The organism is Sorangium sp. So ce1153, assembly GCF_051521595.1.
Classification (GTDB): Bacteria; Myxococcota_A; Polyangia; order Polyangiales; family Polyangiaceae; genus Sorangium.
Genome location: NZ_CP150361.1, coordinates 3,994,839 through 4,014,530 on the forward strand (window position 1 = coordinate 3,994,839; position 19,692 = coordinate 4,014,530).

A 19,692-nucleotide genomic window follows, 5' to 3' on the forward strand; every position below is an offset into this window, starting at 1 on the left:
GCGGGATCACTGACGTCGATCCGGCTACACGCTCACACACAGGGCCGGTCAGGCCAGGGACGAAGCCCCGTCGAGGCGAAAGAAGCGCATTGGCGCGGCGCATTGGCGCGGCGCATTGGCTCGGTGCTGGGTGCTCGAGGGCCCGAGGCCCCCGAGCGGCGCTCACGGGGCGTCGCTGTCGAGGTGCCGGCCGACGAATTCTTCTATGGCTTCAAGCCGAAAGTCCCTGGAGAGCTGGCGCACGTGCCTGGTGAACGGCGCCAGCGCCGGGTTCGACTGATCGAGCTTGTCCGCGTACTTCTGGATCTGGTTGACGAGACCCCTGTGCGCGAGATCGCGCAGGGCCCTGAGGTCCTCGACCGGGGGCAGGAGGACCTCCTGGGTGCCGAAGGCGGGGGTCACCCCCGAGCTGGGGCTGGCCTCCGCCTCCCCGGTCGCGCCGTCCTGCCGCTCGTGGATCCACTCCAGCCCGAGGTGCCGCTGCATCTTCTCGAGGAGCTCATCCATCTGCAGCGGCTTGGCGACGAAGTCGTCCGCGCCTGCCTCCAGGCTCTTGTCCTGGTCGGTGACGAAGGCGCTGGCGGACGACGCGATGAGGATCGTCCCCGCGCGCTCCGGCATCTTCCGGATACGGCGCATCATCTCCCAGCCGTCGAGCACGGGCATCGCGATGTCGGTGATGATCAGGTCGAACCCCTCCTTCGCCGTCCTGTCGAGGCCCTCCTGGCCGTCGCTCGCCTCCGTCACCGCGAACCCGAGGGGCTCCAGCATGTTGATGATGACGGCGCGGTTCTCCCGCTTGTCGTCGACGACGAGCAGCTTCCGCCGCGCGCCGTTGTAACCGACGATCTGCCCGTGCGCGGTCTGCCTCGCCGTCTCGGTCCAGTTTGGCGCCTCGGCGAGCGTCAGCTCCAGCCAGAAGACGCTCCCCTTGTCGAGCTCGCTCCTGACCTGGATGGAGCTGCCCATCAGCGCGACGATCCGCTGGCTGATGGCCAGCCCGAGCCCGGTGCCCTCGCTGTGGCGCTTCTTGTCCCCTACCTGCTTGAACGGCAGGAAGATCTGGTCCAGGTGCTCGGCGCTGATCCCGCTGCCCGTGTCCTCGATCTCGAAGCGTATCGTGCGCTTCACGGCCTGCGCTCCGCGGCTCGCGCCGTCCTGCGTGAGCTCGTCGCGCGCGCCCTGCTCTCCGCCCTGCACCTCCGTGACCGTGAAGGTGACGCGGCCCTTCTCGGTGAACTTGATCGCGTTGCCGAGCAGGTTGAGCAGGACCTGGCGCAGGCGCCGCTGGTCGACGCGCACGCCCCCGGGCAGCGCGGGGCCGGGCCTGTAGACGAACTCGATCCCCTTCTGCTCCGCGCGGATCCGGCAGATCTCGACCGTCGCGCGCAGGAAGGACGGGAAGTCGAAATCGTTCGGGTGGAGCTCCATCGTCCGCGACTCGATCTTCGCGAGGTCGAGGACATCGTTGATGAGGGTCAGCAGGTGGGCGCCTGACTCGGAGATGACGTCGACCCCGCGCTGCTCCTGCTCGCCGAGGCGCGTGGAGCGCTTCAGGATCTGGGCGTATCCCAGGATGCCGTTCAGCGGCGTGCGCAGCTCGTGGCTCATGTTGGCGAGGAAGTCGCTCTTCGCCCGGTTGGCCGCGTCCGCGGCGGTCTTGGCCTCCTTGAGCTCGGCGGTGCGCTGCTCGACGCGCTGCTCGAGCTCCTCGTTCGTCTTCTCCAGCGCGGCGAACGTCTCGCGGAGCTGCTGCGCCATGGCGTTGAGCGCGCCGCCGATGTGCACGAACTCCCGCGTGCCCGACGCCTCGAAGCGCTGCTCGAGGTCACCGCCCCGGATGCGCTCGGCCGCCGCGACGAGCTGCCGCACCGAAGGCAAGGTCACGCGCATGATCACGAGCACGGGCAGCGCCACGATCGCCAGGATCGAGATCGCCGCGATCAGCAGGTAGTCCCAGTACAGCCCCTTCACCGACGAGAGCATCGCCGCGCGAGGCACGTCGGTGAGCAGGTACCAGTCCGGCGCCGCGATGCGCGCCGCCACGATCACGCGCTCGTCGGTGTCGCTGACGACGCGCGCCGCCTGGCCGTCCGCGCGCTTCGCCTCCTCGAACGCCCGCTTCAGCGCCGCGTCGCCGATGGAGTCGACCGTCAGCGTCCCTTTGCTCTCGTGGATCTCGCTCTGGTGCACGCTCGACACGAGCAGCGTTCCGTCGCCCCGCACGAGGGCGTGCTCCGTCCCCGGGTACAGCGAGAGCTCCCGGAAGCTCTTCATCACCGAGTCGACCGTCACGTCGTGCCCGGCGCTGCCCGCGAACGCCCCGGCGCGGAAGAACGGCGCCACGACGCTCACCAGCCACTCTCGCGCCGCCGGATCGTAGCTCGTCGGCGTCCAGCGCGGCTTCCCCTCGGGGTTGTTCGCCGGGAGCACCAGCGTCGTCCACTCCGAGTTGACGAAGTCCACCGTCGTGTCGACCTGGTCGATGTAGCTCGTGTAGCCGGGCCAGTACATCACGAGCCCGTTCCGGGCGGGGATGAACCATGTATTGACGGGCTCCCCCGGAGCTCCCGCCGAGTACAGCTCGGTCACGCGCTTCGTCTCCAGGAAGAAGAGCTTCTCCCTGTCGTCGAGCGGGTAGCCTGCGGGGAGCCAGATGACGGCGTCGCGCCCCGGGGTGAAGCCCGCCTTGCGCGACACCATCCCACCGTCGCGCGCGGGCCCGACCAGGGCGTCGAACCTCTCCGGGGAGCCCACAGGGTCTTCCTGGAGCGCCATGGTGAGGATACGGCCATACCGGGCGGCGCTCGCCTCCGCCTCCAGCAAGCGGTCGTTCATGCGGCGGGTCCACTCGTCGTGCGTCCGCGTGTGGACCCCCAGCTCGTTCGTCAGGATCGCGCGCTCGATGGCCCACGCCGCGATCCAGATCCCCGGGACCACGAACACGAGCAGCGCGAAGACCAGCGGTCCTGCGACCCAGAAGGACAAGCTTGGTGCTGCGCGAAGCCCTGGCCCACCCCGCCCCGCCTGTTTGGTCATGACCGGCCATCGTACACGGAACAGCGACGTGGCCTATTCCGAAACACTGCGTCTCGCGGTCGCGCCGCGCCCCGCGCGCTTCGCCCGCGCCTGCTCCTACTTGCGCGCGGAGGGGAGCAGCTGTCGGAGCGCGTCCTGCAGGCGGCGGTACGTCACGATCGCGCGCCACTCCTCGCCTTCTTGTTCTTGCGCGAGGCCCCGGGCGACCTCGGGGCCGATGCCGGCCAGCACGCAGGCGCTGCCGAGCAGCCTCACCGCGGTCGCCACGCGCAGGAAGAGCGCGAGCGCGCTCGCCTCCATCCGATCGAGCCCGGTGACGTCGATGATCACCGCGCGCGCCCTGGTGGCCCTCACGGCGACGAGCAGCTTCTCCATCAGGTCCGCGCAGCGCTCCTCGTCGACGAGGCCGATCACCGGGACGCACAGGATCCGGCTCCACACCTGGAGGATCGGCATGGACAGGGCGCGCATCGCGGCGCGCTGGTGCTCGATGAGCGTGAGCTTCTCGGTGATCTCCCGCTCGTGGGCGAGCTCGCGCGCCCGGGCGAGCTCCTCCTCGGCGCGGGCGCGCGCGAGCGCCTGCGCCGCCGCGGGCAGGAGGCGGCGGACGAGGCTGACGTGGCGCGCGCTGAAGAAGGCGCGCGCGGGGTGGGCGAGCACGAGCAGCGCCTGCAGGCCCCCGGCCTGGAGGGGCGCGTGGAGCGCGGAGCCGTAGCGCGTCAGGACGGCTTCCGGCTGGCGCTGCCACTCGGCGAGCTGGGTGACGTCGAAGCTGACGACCGGCCGGCCCGCGAGGGCGCGGGTGAACGCCGGCCCGCTCTGCCACGCGGTCGTCGACAGCGCTGGATCGGTGGCGGCGATGACCTCGCCGTCGGCCCCCTCGGGAAAGGCGATCAAGAGCCCGGCGGCGGCGCCGAGCCGCTGCGCGACCACCTCGACGATGCGCGCCAGCGTCTCCGCGAAGGTGCCCGGCTCCGTGAAGAGCAGGAGCGCCTCCGCCAGCCCCTCTGCCTCCAGCCGGAGCGCGCGCTCCTCTTCACGCGCGCGCAGCAGCTCGGCGATGGTCTCGCGGGCGGCCTCGTCCTCCATCGCGCCTCACTGCCCGAGGAGGATCACGGCGATGGAGAGGTTCGCGTGCTGGTTCTTGCCGCGCGTGAAGCACCCTTGCTCCCCGAAGGTGAACCTGCCGAGGAACGGCGTCGCGCCGAGCGACGCGACGATGCCCTGGGCCACGCGGTCGATCTCGTCGCGCACGGCGAGCATGCACCCCGCGCAGAAGATCACGAGCGCCCCCTGCGCGCGGAACGAGGGCGGCGCGGACTCCCGCGCGGCGTCGACGACGGAGCGGACGCGGCCGATGAGGCTCTCCCGCGACCCGCTCATGAGCACGAGCTCGTCCCCCTCGTTGATGTTCGCGCTGAACGTCATGGAGTTGTCCTTCTCCACGGTGCTCGGGTGAATCAGCAGGAACTGGGGGACCTTGCCGATCCAGCCCGAGGGCCGCCCGACGGGGTGGAGCGCCGTGTGCTCCAGGATGGAACCGCCGCCGAGCTGCCCGGAGATCAGGCCGCCGGTCCAGCGGTTGTACACCTCGGCGGCCGGGAGCCCGTCGATCTCGGGCAGGCGCCTGCCCTCGGCGCGGGTGACGCGACAGCGGTGCTCGGTCGGGACATAGCCGCTGCTGAATGCATGGCTGATCTCCCCGGACGGGTAGAGGGCAGTCAGGAGCACGGCGTCCCTGTGGGCGCGGCCGCGCTCCAGCTGCGATTGCGCTCCGTCGAGGGAGTCGGCCGCCGAGGAGCCGCCGAACACGGGCACGTCGGGGCCGACGACGTCCTCGATGCCGAGCAGGACCTGCTCCTCCGCGCCTGTCTGCGAGGTGAGCCAGAACAGGGCCGGGAGCTCGCCGGCGCGGCCGGCGTCCTCGATGGCGCGCTGCGCCGCGCGGGCGCCGGCCGCGCGCGGCGCAGCGCCGATCCGCTCGGCGGCGACGCCGTAAGCCCCCTCGGCGTCGGCGATCCCGAGCAGGGCGAGGCCGGGGCCGGGCGCGCCGTGGACCCCGGCGGCGGTCATGACCGACAGGCACGAGCTCGAGCCGTGGACGCGGACCGAGGCCGGAAGCGCCGCGGTGGCGCGCGCGAGCTCGCCGACATCGTAGGGTTCTGTGTAGCTCAGGAAGATGTGGTCGGGCGCCGTGCCCAGGCTGGCCCGGAGCGCGGACAGGGCCTCGTCGAACGCCGCGCCGGCCGCCGTCGCGGTGGAGGCTGAGGTAGCAATCTTCATGGGCACCGCTCTCCCTTGCGCACTTGCGCACTTGCTCACGACCGCGCGATGACCACGGTACCTATACACGAACGCGGGCCGGCCCTGCCGCGATTTGGCGGCGACCTGGATGTCGGCGAGGACGGAGGATGTGCTGTGGCATCTCGTCTCAGCTGTGACTGCCTGCCGCACGCGACGCTCCTGTGGACGCGGGCGAGCGGGCAGGGGGGTCGCGCGGACGTCGGGCGCCGCGCTGCAAATGCCCGTATGTCCACCAGATTTCCGGGAGGCTATCGCGGCGGCACCGTTCGTGTATCGCCAGGGCCATGCCGCGGCGTGCTCGGCACTCGAGCCGGCGCAGTTCAACGGAATCGATGGAGGTACCAATGGCCCAGGCAAGTTATCCGAGGTGGTGGGATGAGCACAAGACGTCCGGCTGGGAGCGCGTGAAGGAGGCGCTGCGGCGCGACTGGGAGCAGACCAAGGCGGACTTCACCAACAACAAGGGACAGGAGCTCAACCAGGATGTCGGCGACACGGTGAAGCAGGCGCTCGGCAAGGAGGCGATTCCCCCCCGCCACGTGCCGAACAGCGACTGGGATGATGCCGAGCCGGGGCTGCGCTACGGCTGGGGCGCCGCGGGCCAGTACACCGAGCACCACGACTGGGACGACCGGGTCGAGAGCAAGCTCAAGGAGGAGTGGACAGACCTCAAGAGCGGGCGCACCTGGGATGAGGCCAAGGGCACCGTGCGGCGCGGGTGGGAGTCGGCGCGCCGCAAGGCGTCCTGAGCGGCGCACGCCGACGTCGCATCTTGCCTCCGGTGAGCCTGGCGTCGACCCGGAGAGGGGCCGGCCGGAGGCGGGAAGAACGGCAGAGAGCGCCTCTGCCAGCGGGCGCAGCGCGGGTCCAGCCGGCTGCCTTCCGGCCTCCCGCGTCCGCCCAGCACGGCGGCAACCTCGCCCCGGGCCAGCGCCGGAGAAGGCAGCTCAGCGGCGAGAGAGTCCCAGTCGATCCCAGGCGACCAGACCCGGTGTGTGTGGCGTGAGCTACATTGCCTCCGGGCGGCTCCGACATCCCATCGACGGACTCGGCGGTCGAGAGGTGCTGCTCGACCCCGAGCGCCCTGGGCTCATCGCGCCAGAGGTGCTGCATCAGGTCGACCCCTGAGATCCGGTGCGGCTCTTCGTGGAGTTTCACCGCACGATCGGATGACCTCGATCGCCAGAAGGCCAGGCGCGGCGCGGAAGCCGCCCGGCGCCGCGGGGGCGATGCCGAGTCGAAAGGGCCGAGCGCCCGCGGGCTGACGCGCTGAACAGCGGGCCGCGCCGGCGGCATGGATCGAGCCTCGATACGGTGTCGCTTTTCCAGGAGAGTGAACTGATCCTCGTTCTGTCATCGACCCCCCGCGCGCAACGTGGCTGTACCTTGCAGGACGCAGCGGGGCAAAACGGCCTCGGGGTTAGAAAAGACTCTTGACTTTCCCCCCCCATTTGTATGAATAGTCTAATCCCACCTGGCGATCCGGAGCGCTCTCGGCCGGTCGCCGGGGTCGGTCGCAGGACGCACAAGGGCCGACGCGGGGGGATGTACCTGTCGGATAACTTACTTCTTGCAGCAGTGCGTCCAGGTTGCCCTTGCTTTTCCCGATGTAGGCCCCCGTCGCGCGGGGTGCCCGCACGTGAGTGTCTCTCCGACAATCCTCGTGTATGCCAGGCATATTGTCGGCACGCCCGCAGACGCAGCCGTGATCAAGATCATGGTTGCCGGGAATCTTGACCTCTAACCAATGGATCGGTGGCGCTCGCAGGCGTCTCGTTTGTGTACTTCTTCATCTTGAGTAGAAGCCTGCGGCTCGATCGATCCTGTCATGGAGAAATCTTAATGCGCGTCACTAGCCTGCTTGGCTACATTTCCGCTTCGTTCGCTTTCAGTCTGCTCGCTTGCAGCGTCATGCCCATCGAGGGTGAGGAGGTCGATCAGCTCGACTCCGCCGTGACCAGCGCGGACGGCTCGATGGCGGCGGTACTCTCGCTTCAGTCGGACTGGGGGAGCGGCTACTGCGCGAGCGTGAAGGTAACGAACAACACCCGCACACCGGCGACGACCGGCTGGAGCGTGGGCATCGCGCTCAACGGCTCGACGAACAGCACGCCGTGGAACGTGAACGTCACGCCGGGGAGCGGGCAGTTCACTGCCACGAACGTGGGCCACAACGGAGCGGTGCCGAAGGGCGGCTCGGTGGAGTGGGGCTTCTGCGGCAGCGGCTCCGGGCGGCCTTCGATCGCGTCGGTCACCGGCACCGGAGGCTCGGCCGGCACGGGCACCTCCTCCTCGTCGAGCAGCAGCTCGAGCACGTCGTCGAGCAGCAGCTCGAGCGTGTCGTCGAGCAGCAGCAGCAGCTCGGGGGCGGGCGGCGCCGGCGGAGCGGGCGGCTCCGGCGGAGCGGGCGGCTCCGGCGGCAGCGGCGGGGCGGGCGGCGGCGGCAGCACGTGCTCGTCAGCCGACCAGAGGGTCTGCGCCAATCAGACGGGCACCCACTGCGGATACACCTTCGAGTACTGGAAGGACTCGGGGACCGGCTGCCAGACCAACACCAATGATGGCTTCAGCGTTGAATGGAACAACATCAACAACCTGCTGGGCCGTAAAGGTCTGCGACCCGGTTCGAAGAACCAGATCGTGGACTACTCCGCCGACTACCGGCCGAACGGCAATTCGTACCTCGGTGTCTACGGGTGGACGCGGAGCCCGCTCGTGGAGTACTACATCGTGGATAGCTGGGGCAGCTGGCGTCCGCCGGGCGGCGAGGGTCGCATGGGCAGCGTTACGACCGATGGAGGTACCTACGACATCTATCGGACCCAGCGCGTCAACCAGCCGTCCATCGACGGCAACGCGACCTTCTATCAGTACTGGAGCGTCCGGACGGCGAAGCGCACCAGCGGGACCATCACCGTCGCCAACCACTTCAATGCGTGGGCGAGCCTGGGGATGAACCTGGGGAACCTGTATGAGGTCTCGATGGTCGTCGAAGGGTACCAGAGCAGCGGGAGCGCTGACGTGAACGTGTCGATGAGATGAGCGCCGGGCCTTGAGCGCTCGGCGGCGCGACGCAGTGGGGCGGAGCGCAGCGAAGAGTGCTCTGGCAGCCCAGGGCAGGCCCCGTAGCTGGGGCCTGACCTCTCCGCGGCGTCTGGACTCCCTCCTCCCTCCTCCCTCCTCCCTCCTCCCTCCTCCCTCACCACTCTCGGCGATCACGATCAGGAACGCCTCCTGAGCCGGATCATCCACATCGGCCGAGCTCCCCAGCACTGCCAGTCCGTCGGCGAGCCTCATCCTCCCGATCCCCGGCCGCCGACGGCGCCGGGGAGCCCGCCCTTCGGCAGGGCTAGACGACCGGTCTAATAGCCGCTACAGTACGGCTCCGTGAACGCCACCGCCGCCGGCACCGACGTCCGCCAGCACATCCTCGAGGTGGCCAAGCCGCTGCTGCTGCGCAAGGGCTTCACCGCGGTCGGGCTGGCCGAGGTGCTGGCGGCGGCGCAGGTGCCGAAAGGCTCGTTCTATCACTACTTCGGCTCCAAGGAGGCCTTCGGCGAGGCGGTGCTCGAGGCCTACTTCGCCGACTACCTGGCGCGGATGGACGCGCTCCTGGCGCAGCCGGGCACGGCCGCGCAGCGGCTGATGGTCTACTTCCGGGACTGGATCGACTCGCAGACCGGCGACGAGGCGCAGGGCCGTTGCCTCGCGGTCAAGCTCGGCGCGGAGGTCAGCGATCTCTCCGAGAGCATGCGCGCGGCGCTCGAGCGCGGCACCCGCGGCGTGATCGAACGACTGGCGCGCTGCATCGAGGCGGGCAGGGCTGACGGCTCGCTGCCGGCCAGGCCGGACGCGCAGGCCGTCGCCGCCTCCCTCTACCAGACCTGGCTCGGCGCGAGCCTGCTGGCCAAGATCGCCCGCCACCGCGCGCCCCTGGACACCGCCATGGCCAGCACGCGGCAGCTGCTCGGCCTGGCGCACGACGCTTGAGGCGGAGATGCGCGCGCGCTCCCGCCTTTGCTGCACCCCGTTTCTAGACGACCGGTCTACTCGTGAAAGTGCCCACTGCTCTGGCTGGTCCGTGCTCGCCCTTGCCGTCCGGCGCGCGGGGGCGGTCCAGCCGGAGCGCTTCCACCCACGCCACAGGAGCAAGCCCATGCCGTCAAGCGAACCCGTCAATCGCCGCATCGTCCTCGCCGCGCGCCCGCGCGGTCTGCCGACACCGCAGGACTTTCGCCTCGAAGACACCGCCGTGCCCACGCCGGGCGAAGGGCAGGTGTTGTTGCGCACGCTCTACCTCTCGCTCGATCCGTACATGCGCGAGGTGATGAACGAGATCGGGCCTGCCTACGCGCCGTCGGTGCGGCTGGGCGAGCCGATGGTCGGCGGCACGGTCAACCGCGTCGTCGCCTCCAGGCACCCGCAATTCCGCGCCGGCGACCTGGTGCTCGGCAGCGCGGGCTGGCAGGACTACGCGCTGTCGGACGGCCAGGATCTGGTCCCGCTCGGCGAGATGGCGCAGCCGTCGCTGGCGCTGGGCGGGCTCGGCATGCCCGCGTTCACCGCCTACGTCGGCCTGCTCGATATAGGCCGGCCCAGGCCGGGCGAGACCGTGGTCGTGGCCGCGGCGACAGGCGCTGTCGGCGCGGTGGTCGGGCAGATCGCCAGGCTCGAGGGCGCGCGCGTGGTCGGCATCGCCGGCGGCGCCGACAAGCGCCGCTTCGCGGTCGAGGAGCTCGGCTTCGACGTCTGCCTCGACCGGCGCGATCCGCAGCTGGCGCAGCGGCTCGCCGCCGCCTGCCCGGGCGGCATCGACGTCTATTTCGAGAACGTCGGCGGCGCGGTGTTCGACGCGGTGCTGCCGCTGCTCAACATCGGCGCGCGCGTGCCGGTGTGCGGCGTGATCGCCCATTACAACGACGACGCTCCGCCGCCCGGCCCGGACCGCTTGCCGAAGACGATGTCGACGGTGCTGCAGAAGCGCATTCGAGTGCAGGGCCTTGTCATCCTCGACCACTACGCCGACCGCTTCGACGCCTTCCGCCGCGACATGGGCGCGTGGGTCGGCGCCGGCCGGGTGAAGCTGCGCGAGGACCGGGTCGACGGGCTGGAGAGCGCGCCGGCGGCGTTCATCGGCCTGCTCGAGGGGCGCAACTTCGGCAAGCTCGTGGTGCGCGTCGCCGACGCTTGATCGGTGTCGGCCGCCGAGCCCTGGCGGCGGGGGCAGGCGCAGCTCCTCCTGACCAAGAGCGCCCGGGCCGTGGCCGCGTTCCGTCGCTGCAAAACCGGACTGTGCAGCGAAACGACCGAGCGCGGCCCGCGTAGCTGGGATGCCTGGACGACATGGAGCTGTCCAGAAGACATCAAGGAGAGGGGTCATGTCATCGACACGAGACGTCGGGGTGACGAGGGTTGCTGCGTCTGCCGTGCTGTTCTTCACCGTGGGGGCGTTCGCCGCCTGCGCCGTCCCCGAGGGAGCCGGGCCCTCCGGCGATCCAGGCGAGTCGCCAGCCGAGGACGAAGCGACGGCGGAGGCCGACGGCGCGCTCAAGGTGAACGACTGCGTGAACCCACACCCCTTTGCCGGCTGCAACGACGCGCCTGTCCAGAGCTGCGTGTGCGCCGAGGACCCGTTCTGCTGCGCTACCCAGTGGGACTCGATCTGCGCCGCGGAGGTGACGAGCCTCCACTGCGTCCCCGCGTCCGCCTCCGTCATCGGGCACCTGCAGTGCACCGCGCCGGACGGCGCGGGGACGGTCACGAACGCGCTCGCGTTCGTCCCGCTCCGCATTCCCGGGCTCGGGAGCGGCGTGACGGACGCGAACGGTGATTTCAGGATTCCCGTCTCGTCGACCGCGAGCGCGAGCGTGCACCTCGACGTGACGTACGATGGCGTCGTGAGCTCCAGCGGGGTGACGACGCCGCTCACGATCATGGACGACCTGCACGCCCCGCGCGGCCAGGGGATCGACGTCGCCGGCAGCCCTCGCTCGAGCGGCGATCTCGACGTCGACGTGGTCACGCTGAGCGGCGTCGACTGCGAGCTCTGGCGGCTCGGCGTCGATACCCTGCGAGACTTCCACGCTGTCCGCGAGGCCCAGCCGCCGGCGCACGCGCTGCGCGTGCTGCGCTGGAGCGGTGTCTACCTGGGCGCGCCCTACACGTTCTACGATCACATCAACATCCGCACCGACTTCCTCACGAGCACCTGGGGGAGCACGGCGGCGGAGCGCCGGAGGGGCATCACCCACGAGTTCGGGCACAGCGTGCGGCACGTCGCCGACGGCGATCTGAACCACTGGAACGGGGACGACGTGGCCTACGTCTATGGGCGCTCGCACGACGGCTCCGAGATCGCGAACAAGGAATATGCCTTCAACGAGGGCTTCGCGAACTACTGGGAGCGAGCCCGGGCCCAGGCGCGCGGCCGCCTCTGCGGCGGCGTGAACGCGTGCCCGCCTGGCCAGTTCCGGGACTGGAACGAGAAGCTCATCGCCGACGCGCTGCTCGATCTGTCCGACATCGCCGGCGACAGGGCGATGATCGAGGTGCTGGAGGCGAACCCCGGGACGATCCACAGCCTGTACGAGTTCCAGTCGCGCCTCCACGTGCAGGACCCTGACATTCCGGCGCCCGCCGCGGTGCCGGCCTGTCCGCCCGGCTTCAGCGACGATGGGGCGACGTGCTCGTCCACGGTCAGCAAACCGAGCTACGGGCGCGGCGTCGGCGCGGCGCCGACGCTCTGCGGAGCGGGCCAGCAGTACGACGCGGGGCTCTGTTATCCGCTCTGCGCGTCGGGCTATCGCGGGGTCGGCCCGGTGTGCTGGCAGAGCTGCCCGTCCGGGTACACGGATGACGGCCTCACGTGCCGGCGCGACGCGCGCATCATCAACGCCGACAACTCCTCGTGCCCCTGGTATGACGCCTGTGGGCTGACCTTCGCCAAGGGCTGCTCCACCTGCCCGGCGGGTTACACCAACGACGGCTGCACGTGCCGCGTCGACGCGCACATCTTCGCCAAGAGCTCCTATGGTCGCGGCGTCGGCTCCGTGCCGACGAGCTGCGGCGCGGGCCAGCAGTACGACGCGGGGCTCTGCTATCCGTCCTGCGCCTCCGGCTACAGCGGCGCGGGCCCTGTGTGCTGGGGGAGCTGCCCGGTCGGCTACATCGACTTCGGCGCGACGTGCACGAAGGTCATCTCGGATTGATATCGACGAGCCGTGATGGTGGCGTTGGCCGCGTCGGAGTCACCCCTTCTTCACCCCGTTCTCGACGGGCTCCGAAGGCCATGACCGCCGCGGCCGAGCGCGTCGCCGAGCGCATCGAGGAAGACGCGCACGCGCGGCACGGACGCCCGGCGCGCCGGCGTGAGCGCGTGCAGCGGTGGTCCGTCGGTCGCGAACGGCGCGAGCACCTCCACGAGGAGCCCCGCCTCGAGCAGCGGCGCGGCCATGAAATCGAGGACCTGCGCCACCCCGACCGCTTGCACCGCCGCGTCGATGAGCAGATCGCTCTGATCGAGCAGGATGCGCGAGGGCGTCGCGACGTCGACGGCGCCGTGGCCAGCGCGGAAGCTCCACTCGACGACCTTGCCGCGCAGCACGAACTTGATGCACTCGTGCCGCGCGAGGTCAGCCGGCGAGGTCGGCGCACTCCGGCTCGCGAGGTAAGCCGGGGCGGCGACGGTGATCCAGCGCGGAGTCCGCAGCGCGCGCGCGATGAGCGATGAGTTCGCGAGCGGCCCCAGGCGCAGCGCGACATCGATCTCCTCCTCCGCGAGCCGCAGGAGGCGGTTGGTGACGACGAGCCGGATCGACAGCCGCGGGTAACGCGCCGACAGCCGCGCGACGACCGGCAGGACGCTGCGACCGAGCACCGGCGGCAACGTCACGCGCAGCGTGCCGTGCGGCTCCCGCTGCGCGCCGGCGACCTGCTCGCGCCCCGCCTGGAGCTGCGCCATCGCCCCGCGACAGCGCTCGAGAAACATCGCGCCCTCTGGCGTGAGCGCGACGTGGCGCGACGTGCGCTCGAGGAGCACGACCCCGAGCTCGGCTTCCAGCTTGGCCACCGACTTGCTCACCGCGGCGGCCGTGACGCCGAGGCGCGCGGCCGCGGCGCGGAAGCCACCTGCCTCCGCCACGCAGACGAACGGGATCACGCCGGTGAAGAGGTCCACGGCGGCGAGGGTAGGTCGTTAACCTGTGGTTGACAATGCTTTGCCCGCGTTCCTCATGGTCATCTGCGAGCGCACAGGTATCTTGTCCCCCGAGGAACGGAGGACGCGCGTTTCATGTGCTTCAGCAGAAAAAGACGATCGATCCTCGCGCGGCCGGCGTTCAAGGCCTGGTCGGTCCTGTACGGAGCATGGCTGTCCAGCTGCACCCCCTTACCGAGCGCATCACCGCGAGGAGCCCTTCAGCCCATGAGCACCGTCAGCGTCCGCTACATGGTCGACGATGTCGACGCCGCCATTGCCTTCTACACGACGCACCTCGGCTTCGCGCTCCAGACCGACGCCCGACCCGCGTTCGCGTCCGTCACCCGCGGCGACCTGCGGCTCCTGCTCAGCGGGAAGGCCAGCTCCGGCGCGCGGCCCATGCCCGACGGGCGCCAGCCTGTCCCCGGCGGCTGGAACCGCATCCAGCTGCCAGTGGCCGATCTCAACGCCGAGGTAGCCCGGCTCCGCGAGGCCGGACTGCGGTTCCGCAACGACGTCGTGAGGGGAGTCGGCGGCTCCCAGATCCTGCTCGACGACCCGTCCGGCAATCCGATCGAGCTCTGGCAGTCGGCGCGTTGAGGGCTGAATTGTTCAATGCAAATGGAACGACCGAGATCCCGGCTCCTCGTCGAGGAACCTGGGTGACCGGAAGACAGCGCGCCAGTAAGCTACCTTCCTGAACATCTCCTCGTTTCGGGCCTTATCCGAGGCGGCGAGATCGAAAGGAGCTCACGATGACGAGGATGATTCGACGGGCCTTTGCCTCCGTGCTTCTGCTTTCCGGCGTGGGCCTCTGGGTGTGCGCCGCCGGCGCCCCCGCGGCGGCGGCCACGGAGACCCCCGCGGCGGCGGCCACGGAGGCGGAGCCCGCGGCGTGCTGGGAGTGCGTCAAGAACAGCGACTGCGACGCGAAGTGCGACGGCCCCGGCTCCGGCGTCTGTCGGTGGGCCGGCTGTACGACCTGCCTCTGCACGCGGTAGCCGAGCGCCGGCTCCCCGCCGCGATTCAAGATCTGCGCTTCGACAACGAGGATGCCAGGGTGGATGGGGATCCTCGGCGTCGGCGAGCTCTCCTGCCGGGGGAGGCCTACTCCGCGGCCGCCAGGACTTCGAACGCGGCAGCGGAGAAGCGGGCCGTGTCCAGCCCGTTCGTGATCCAGGCCGCCGGCAGGCCGATGCTGTCGCGGAGCCGGCGGTAAAACTGCACGTCCGTGGCGCTCGGCGCCAGGGCGCCAGCCACGTCGTCGCGTGTCGCTCGGTGGTCCACATGCAATTCGGGCTGGTGCGTGCCGCGCGCAGCCCCGAACCAGCGCAGCGGGCTCACCCGCCGAGCGGGCGCGCGGCCGCGGCGCGGCGCTCCCGGCGGCGAGGCGGAGAGGTCGGGCTGGCCCTGCACGGGGCGACTCTACGGCGCGGGCGCCTCCCCTCGGCGGAGCCCCTCGTACCAGCGCGCGTAGCCCGTCGAGGCGACGAGGCGCCGGTTCTCGTCGGGCGCGCCGTCGCTCCACCACGGCGGACCCCGCTCGCCCAGGGCGATCTTCGCCTCGTTCACGCGGCCGCGGGCCGCCCGCAGCGCCCGCTCGTCGCCCGCGCGCAGCGCGCGCCCGACCTCGCGCCGCGCCGCCATGAGCTCGGCCACGAGGCGCTTCCGCGTGTCCTCCGGCAGCGAGGGGTTGGCCCGGCGCCACAGGCGCCCGCGCACGATCAGGTAGCGGCCATCGGGCGTCACGAGCGGCCCCGGTGCGGCGGCCGCGGGGCGCTTCGCACCGGCCGCCGGTCGCTGCGGGGCGGCCGCGGGGCGCTTCGCATCGGTCGAGGATCGCGGCGCGGCGGCCGCGCGGGGGCTCATACGCTGCGCTCAGGCAAATGTCGGGCACACCGCAGGCGGCGGCCTGGCACAGCCTTCGCCTGTGGTCGGCCACCTGATGGGTGCAAAGGAGAACGGGCGATGAAGGTTCTGGTGACCGGCGGCACGGGGGTGGTGGGCCCGGAGGTGGTGCGGCGGCTCCTGAGGAGGGGGCACAGCGTCCGGCTCCTGTCGCGCCACGCGAGCGACGATCGCAAGGCGTTCGAGGGCGACGTCGAGGCCTTTGACGGCAACATCGGCGACGCCGCGTCGGTGCACGGCGCCGCCGAGGGGTGCGACGCTGTCATTCACCTGGCGGCCGTGGTCGCCCAGCGGCCGCCGGAGGTCACGTTCGAGCGCGTCAACGTCGAGGGCACACGCAACATCGTCGCCGAAGCCGAGCGGGCGCGCGTGCTGCGCTTCGTCTACGTCTCGTCGCTCGGCGCCGACAGGGGCGACTCGGAGTACCACCGCTCGAAGAAGAAGGGCGAGGACATCGCCCGCACCTTCTCGCGCGAGTGGATCATCCTCCGCCCCGGCAACGTCTTCGGCCCCGGCGACGAGCAGATCTCGCTCCTGCTCAAGATGGTGCGCACGCTGCCGGTCGTGCCCCTCGTCGGCAAAGGCGACGATCCGTTCCAGCCGGTCTGGTGCGAGGACTGCGGCGAGGCGCTCGCCATCGCGGCCGAGCGCGCCGAGCTCGCGGGGCGCGAGCTCGACCTGGCGGGCCCCGAGGTGACCTCGATGAACAAGCTGCTCGACCGCTTCGAGGCGATGACCGACAGGCACCCGACCCGGGTCCCGCTCCCGGCGTGGATCGAGTCGACCGGCGCGAAGCTCGCGGCGAAGTTCGGCATCGAGACGCCTGTCGGCGCCGACCAGATCACGATGGTGACCGAGGGCAACGTCATCCCCGAGGGGCGCGAGAACGCCCTCGACGTGCTCGGCGTCAAGCCGGTGCCCCTCGACGAGAGCCTGGGCAAGCTCGGCGACTCGCTGCCCGAGCGGCTGCCTTCCGAGGGCATCGGCCCGATGCACCGCAAGCTCTACCGCGCCGCGATCCGCGGCTCGCGCCTCGACGCCGAGGGGCTCATCGGGCTGCTGCGCGACAATTTCCCGGAGCTCGCCCCCCGCGAGACCGTGGTCATCGGCGCCGAGCCCGAGAGCCCGACGCGCATCGAGCCGGGCGCGACCCTCACGATGGCCCTGCCGCTGCGCGGGCACGTCCAGGTGCGCGTCGAGGAGGTCTCGCCCCGCGCGATCACCCTCGCCACGCTCGAGGGCCACCCGCTCGCTGGCGCGGTGCGCTTCCTGGCCGAGCCCGCCGGCGACGGGGCGGTCCGCTTCGAGGTGCAGACATGGAACCGCGCCTCGACCCTCGCCGACCTCCTGGTCATGGAGACCGTGGGCGGAGCGATCCAGACGTACACGTGGACGTCGCTCGTCGAGACGATCATCGAGCGCAGCGGCGGCCGCGCCGAGAAGGGCGTCGAGGTGACGCGCGACGACCCGGACGAGCGCGAGGCCAACACCTTCGAGCGCTGGCTGGAGGACCTCATCCTGCGCCGCGTGCGGCGCGACGGCGCCTCGGCTCCCGCGATGGCCGCCGGTTGACGCCAGGCGGGCGCCGCCCGGGCCTGGCGGCTCGGCGCGGCTCGGCGCGCGCTCGGCCCTGTCGGCGCTCGCGCGCGGCGTGTCGCTTCGTGCCTCGATCGCGGCGCGGATCGGGGCAACCCGCCACGCCGCGGCTCGCGCGCGTGGATGGCGGGGACGCGCGCAGGCGGGCGGCGCCGGCCGCGCGCCGGCACGCCGGCATCACCGCACGGTGATGTTGGGCCTGGGGGGCTCGATCATGCCGTCGCCGATGTGGAAGCTGGTGTGCGGCGGCTGGTTGTAGGTCGCGTTTTGCGCCGACACGTTGGCGCGGTACTGCGGATCGTGCATCAGCGTGTAGATGCGGCGTCGGGTGATCTGATCGGTGGTGTAGATACGCAGGCTGTCGCCGCACAGGAACACGACCTCCTCGCGCCAGTCACCGAACAGATCCGCGCTGAGCGTCGGCACCGATTTGCTGCCGTTGATCGAGGTGCAGCCGCTCGCGGTGAAGCCTCGACCTTCTCCGTCGAAGTTCGTGACGGTGTTGCCGTCGAGCAGCTCGCGGCTCTCGTCGCCGTCCCACCAGATCAGGAAGTTCACCTGGCGGGGACGGGAGCCGATATTGCGACCATTACAGTCTGGGACGACGAGGCGAGCACGGCTGTCTCGCCAAGGAAGGCTCATGGCCGGAGGCGAGCCACCTGAAGAAGACCGAGCTCGCCCGCGAGATGTTCGATAGAGGTCGGCGGCGACTGCTACGATGTCATCCCGACGCCCGAGGGCGGGAGGCTCGGGATCGGCGACGTCGCCGGGCACGGGCTCGCGGGAACCTGTTTCCGGCGACCGGCCGGGCGGCACGCCCCCTTGTCATCGCATGATGTGACTTACCACTCGTTCTCGCGCGCCGTTTGCAGCAGGAAATCCCGCAGGAGCCGCGCGCTCGGACCGATCCGATTGGTGTGGACCAGGAAGATCTCCAGCGGGGCGGTCTCGACCTCCGGAAGCACGCGGACCAGATCGCCGGACGCGAGCGGGGCGGCCGCGTCGTAGGCGGGCAGACGCGCGATGCCCTCTCCGGCGAGGACGAACGCAAGCCTCGAGGTCGCGCTGTCCGTCACGACGTCCCCCTGGACCGGGATCTCGACGTCTTTCCCGTTCGACCGCACGACGACGCTCCGCTGGCTCGGCGGATATATCACCCAGCGGTGTTGTTCGAGATCCGCGATGGATCTCGGCGACCGATGCCGGCGCAGGTAGGCCGGCGACGCGCACAGCATCGTGGCCTCGTGGACCAGCTTGCGCGCGTGCAGCAAGGAGTCCTTGAGGGGGCCCGCGCGCACGGCCAGCTCGATCCCCTGCTGCACGAGGTCCATGTTCGCGTCGGACATCGCCACGTGGAGGCGCACCGCCGGGTAGCGCCGCCGGAACGCGAGCAGCGCAGGGAGGATTCGCTTGCTGCCGAAGTGATGGGAGCACGTCAGTCGGACTTCTCCGCGCGGCTCGGTGCGCAAGAGCTCCATTCCGCGGATCCCGTCGTGCGCCTCCACGACGAGGCGCTCACAGTGCACACGGAACGCCTCGCCAGCCGGGGTGAGGCTGAAGCTGCGCGTACTTCGCTGCGCGAGCGGCACGCCGAGGTTCGCCTCGAGCGCGCGGACGTGGTGGCTCACGACGGCGCGGGTGAGCCCCAGCTCGCGCGCGGCGGCCGCAAAGCTCCCGCAGCGTACGACGGTCGCGAAGATCGCCATCGCGCGCAGCTCGTCGAGGATCGACGCCACCTCGGGCATCCGCGGATTGTCCTATCCCGTAAGCCAATCCGTCAAGCGCGGCGAATCTGCCCCGCCCGCGAGAGCGCGCGTAGAGTCCTCCTCGTCCGAACGGTCCGGATCCCTCGAAGCGAAAGGAGCGCGCAATGAGTGTTCAGCATGTCCTTTTCATCGTGACCAACGCAGCCAAGATCGGTCCGCACGACCGCGCCACGGGGTTCTTCTTTCCGGAGGTCGCTCACCCCTACGAGGTGTTCGACGGCGCCGGGATCGCGGTGGAGTACGCGTCGCCCCTGGGCGGCGCGACGCCGTGGGACGGATACGACGCAAACGATCCCGCGCAGCGCGCCTTCCGGGAGAGCCAGGCGATGCGCCGCATGAACCGGAGCCGCAAGCTCTCCGAGGTCGACGTCCTCGACTACGACGCGATCTTCTTCCCCGGCGGCCTCGGGCCGATGGTGGACATCGCGAAGGACCCGGACGTGAAGCGCGCCGTCCTCCGCGCCTGGAACGGCGGCAAGATCGTGGCCGCCGTTTGCCACGGCCCCGCCGCGTTCCTCGGCGTCTCCCTCGACGACGGAGCCCCGCTCGTTCGAGGTCGCCGGCTCACCTCCTTCTCGAACGCGGAGGAGGAGGGATACGCCAAGGCCGACGTCCCGTTCATGCTCGAGAGCGCGCTCCGCGCGGAGGGAGCCGAGTACGACGCGACGGATCCCTGGCAGCCGAAGGTCATCGTCGACGGGCGGCTCATCACCGGCCAGAATCCGGCGTCGGGCGGCCCTCTCGCCAAGGAGATCGTCGCCGCTCTGCGGAAGGGAACGTGATGAGCTCGCTCGAGCCGGTCGTCGTGGTCTCCCGGTGGATGACGACGGCCGGCTCCCTCGGCGGCGTGCTCCGCGGCTGGAACATGCAGCCGTTGGATGG

Annotated in this window: 17 protein-coding genes and 1 pseudogene; 10 read left to right on the top strand and 8 right to left on the bottom strand. The window is 70.7% G+C overall.

Annotated elements, in window-relative coordinates; genetic code table 11:
* Positions 1–162 precede the first annotated feature (162 nt).
* The 3 genes from WME85_RS14100 to WME85_RS14110 form a co-directional block, all read right to left on the bottom strand.
* On the bottom strand, positions 163–2,988 hold the full coding sequence (locus WME85_RS14100) for an ATP-binding protein (RefSeq protein ID WP_437838576.1): 2,826 nt from the start codon (positions 2,986–2,988) through the stop codon (positions 163–165).
* Positions 2,989–3,135: 147 nt separating this feature from the next.
* Positions 3,136–4,128 carry an STAS domain-containing protein gene (locus WME85_RS14105; RefSeq protein ID WP_437838578.1) on the bottom strand — a complete coding sequence of 331 codons (993 nt, stop codon included), beginning with the start codon at positions 4,126–4,128 and terminating at the stop codon, positions 3,136–3,138.
* A gap of 6 nt (positions 4,129–4,134) precedes the next feature.
* Positions 4,135–5,322, bottom strand: a complete 1,188-nt coding sequence (locus tag WME85_RS14110; protein ID WP_437838580.1) for an FIST signal transduction protein — start codon at positions 5,320–5,322, stop codon at positions 4,135–4,137.
* Positions 5,323–5,687: 365 nt separating this feature from the next.
* Between WME85_RS14110 and WME85_RS14115 the strand changes: the two genes are divergently transcribed.
* The 6 genes from WME85_RS14115 to WME85_RS14140 all read left to right on the top strand — a co-directional run bounded on the left by WME85_RS14115 (position 5,688) and on the right by WME85_RS14140 (position 12,551).
* Positions 5,688–6,092 (top strand): hypothetical protein, encoded by a 405-nt coding sequence (locus WME85_RS14115; RefSeq protein ID WP_437838582.1) that lies wholly within the window; start codon positions 5,688–5,690, stop codon positions 6,090–6,092.
* A gap of 253 nt (positions 6,093–6,345) precedes the next feature.
* Positions 6,346–6,471 (top strand): hypothetical protein, encoded by a 126-nt coding sequence (locus WME85_RS14120; protein WP_437838584.1) that lies wholly within the window; start codon positions 6,346–6,348, stop codon positions 6,469–6,471.
* A gap of 783 nt (positions 6,472–7,254) precedes the next feature.
* Positions 7,255–8,385 (top strand): glycoside hydrolase family 11 protein, encoded by a 1,131-nt coding sequence (locus WME85_RS14125; RefSeq protein WP_437838585.1) that lies wholly within the window; start codon positions 7,255–7,257, stop codon positions 8,383–8,385.
* A 345-nt stretch (positions 8,386–8,730) separates the two neighbouring features.
* Positions 8,731–9,333 carry a TetR/AcrR family transcriptional regulator gene (locus WME85_RS14130; RefSeq protein WP_437838587.1) on the top strand — a complete coding sequence of 201 codons (603 nt, stop codon included), beginning with the start codon at positions 8,731–8,733 and terminating at the stop codon, positions 9,331–9,333.
* A gap of 166 nt (positions 9,334–9,499) precedes the next feature.
* Positions 9,500–10,534, top strand: coding sequence for an NADP-dependent oxidoreductase (locus WME85_RS14135; protein ID WP_437838589.1), 1,035 nt, complete (start codon positions 9,500–9,502; stop codon positions 10,532–10,534).
* 187 nt (positions 10,535–10,721) lie between these two features.
* Positions 10,722–12,551 (top strand): hypothetical protein, encoded by a 1,830-nt coding sequence (locus WME85_RS14140; RefSeq protein ID WP_437838590.1) that lies wholly within the window; start codon positions 10,722–10,724, stop codon positions 12,549–12,551.
* A gap of 50 nt (positions 12,552–12,601) precedes the next feature.
* On the opposite strand, the gene WME85_RS14145 is transcribed toward WME85_RS14140, so the two are convergent.
* Positions 12,602–13,519 carry a LysR substrate-binding domain-containing protein gene (locus WME85_RS14145; protein ID WP_437838592.1) on the bottom strand — a complete coding sequence of 306 codons (918 nt, stop codon included), beginning with the start codon at positions 13,517–13,519 and terminating at the stop codon, positions 12,602–12,604.
* Positions 13,520–13,765: 246 nt separating this feature from the next.
* On the opposite strand from WME85_RS14145, the gene WME85_RS14150 reads away from it, so the two are divergent.
* The gene (locus WME85_RS14150; protein WP_437838594.1) at positions 13,766–14,140 is read left to right on the top strand and encodes a VOC family protein; all 375 of its coding nucleotides are present in this window, start codon (positions 13,766–13,768) and stop codon (positions 14,138–14,140) included.
* 155 nt (positions 14,141–14,295) lie between these two features.
* Positions 14,296–14,541: a hypothetical protein gene (locus WME85_RS14155; protein WP_436616944.1), complete on the top strand. Its 246-nt coding sequence runs from the start codon at positions 14,296–14,298 to the stop codon at positions 14,539–14,541.
* 106 nt (positions 14,542–14,647) lie between these two features.
* Here WME85_RS14155 and WME85_RS14160 read toward each other — a convergent pair whose 3' ends face one another.
* Complete coding sequence (locus WME85_RS14160; RefSeq protein WP_437838596.1) at positions 14,648–14,956, bottom strand: hypothetical protein; 309 nt, start codon at positions 14,954–14,956, stop codon at positions 14,648–14,650.
* Between the two features lie 9 nt (positions 14,957–14,965).
* Positions 14,966–15,289 carry a hypothetical protein gene (locus tag WME85_RS14165; protein ID WP_437842292.1) on the bottom strand — a complete coding sequence of 108 codons (324 nt, stop codon included), beginning with the start codon at positions 15,287–15,289 and terminating at the stop codon, positions 14,966–14,968.
* A gap of 219 nt (positions 15,290–15,508) precedes the next feature.
* On the opposite strand from WME85_RS14165, the gene WME85_RS14170 reads away from it, so the two are divergent.
* Complete coding sequence (locus WME85_RS14170) at positions 15,509–17,020, top strand: DUF1990 family protein (protein WP_437838597.1); 1,512 nt, start codon at positions 15,509–15,511, stop codon at positions 17,018–17,020.
* Positions 17,021–17,221: 201 nt separating this feature from the next.
* Here the strand turns inward: WME85_RS14170 and WME85_RS14175 are convergent.
* Together WME85_RS14175 and WME85_RS14180 are read right to left on the bottom strand one after the other, a co-directional pair.
* A pseudogene (locus tag WME85_RS14175) lies at positions 17,222–17,758 on the bottom strand (rhamnogalacturonan lyase); the annotation flags it as partial.
* Between the two features lie 128 nt (positions 17,759–17,886).
* Complete coding sequence (locus WME85_RS14180; RefSeq protein ID WP_437838599.1) at positions 17,887–18,789, bottom strand: LysR family transcriptional regulator; 903 nt, start codon at positions 18,787–18,789, stop codon at positions 17,887–17,889.
* 125 nt (positions 18,790–18,914) lie between these two features.
* Between WME85_RS14180 and WME85_RS14185 the strand changes: the two genes are divergently transcribed.
* A complete protein-coding gene (locus WME85_RS14185; RefSeq protein WP_437838601.1) occupies positions 18,915–19,592 on the top strand; it encodes a type 1 glutamine amidotransferase domain-containing protein in 678 nt (225 codons plus the stop codon).
* The last annotated feature ends 100 nt before the right edge of the window (positions 19,593–19,692 follow it).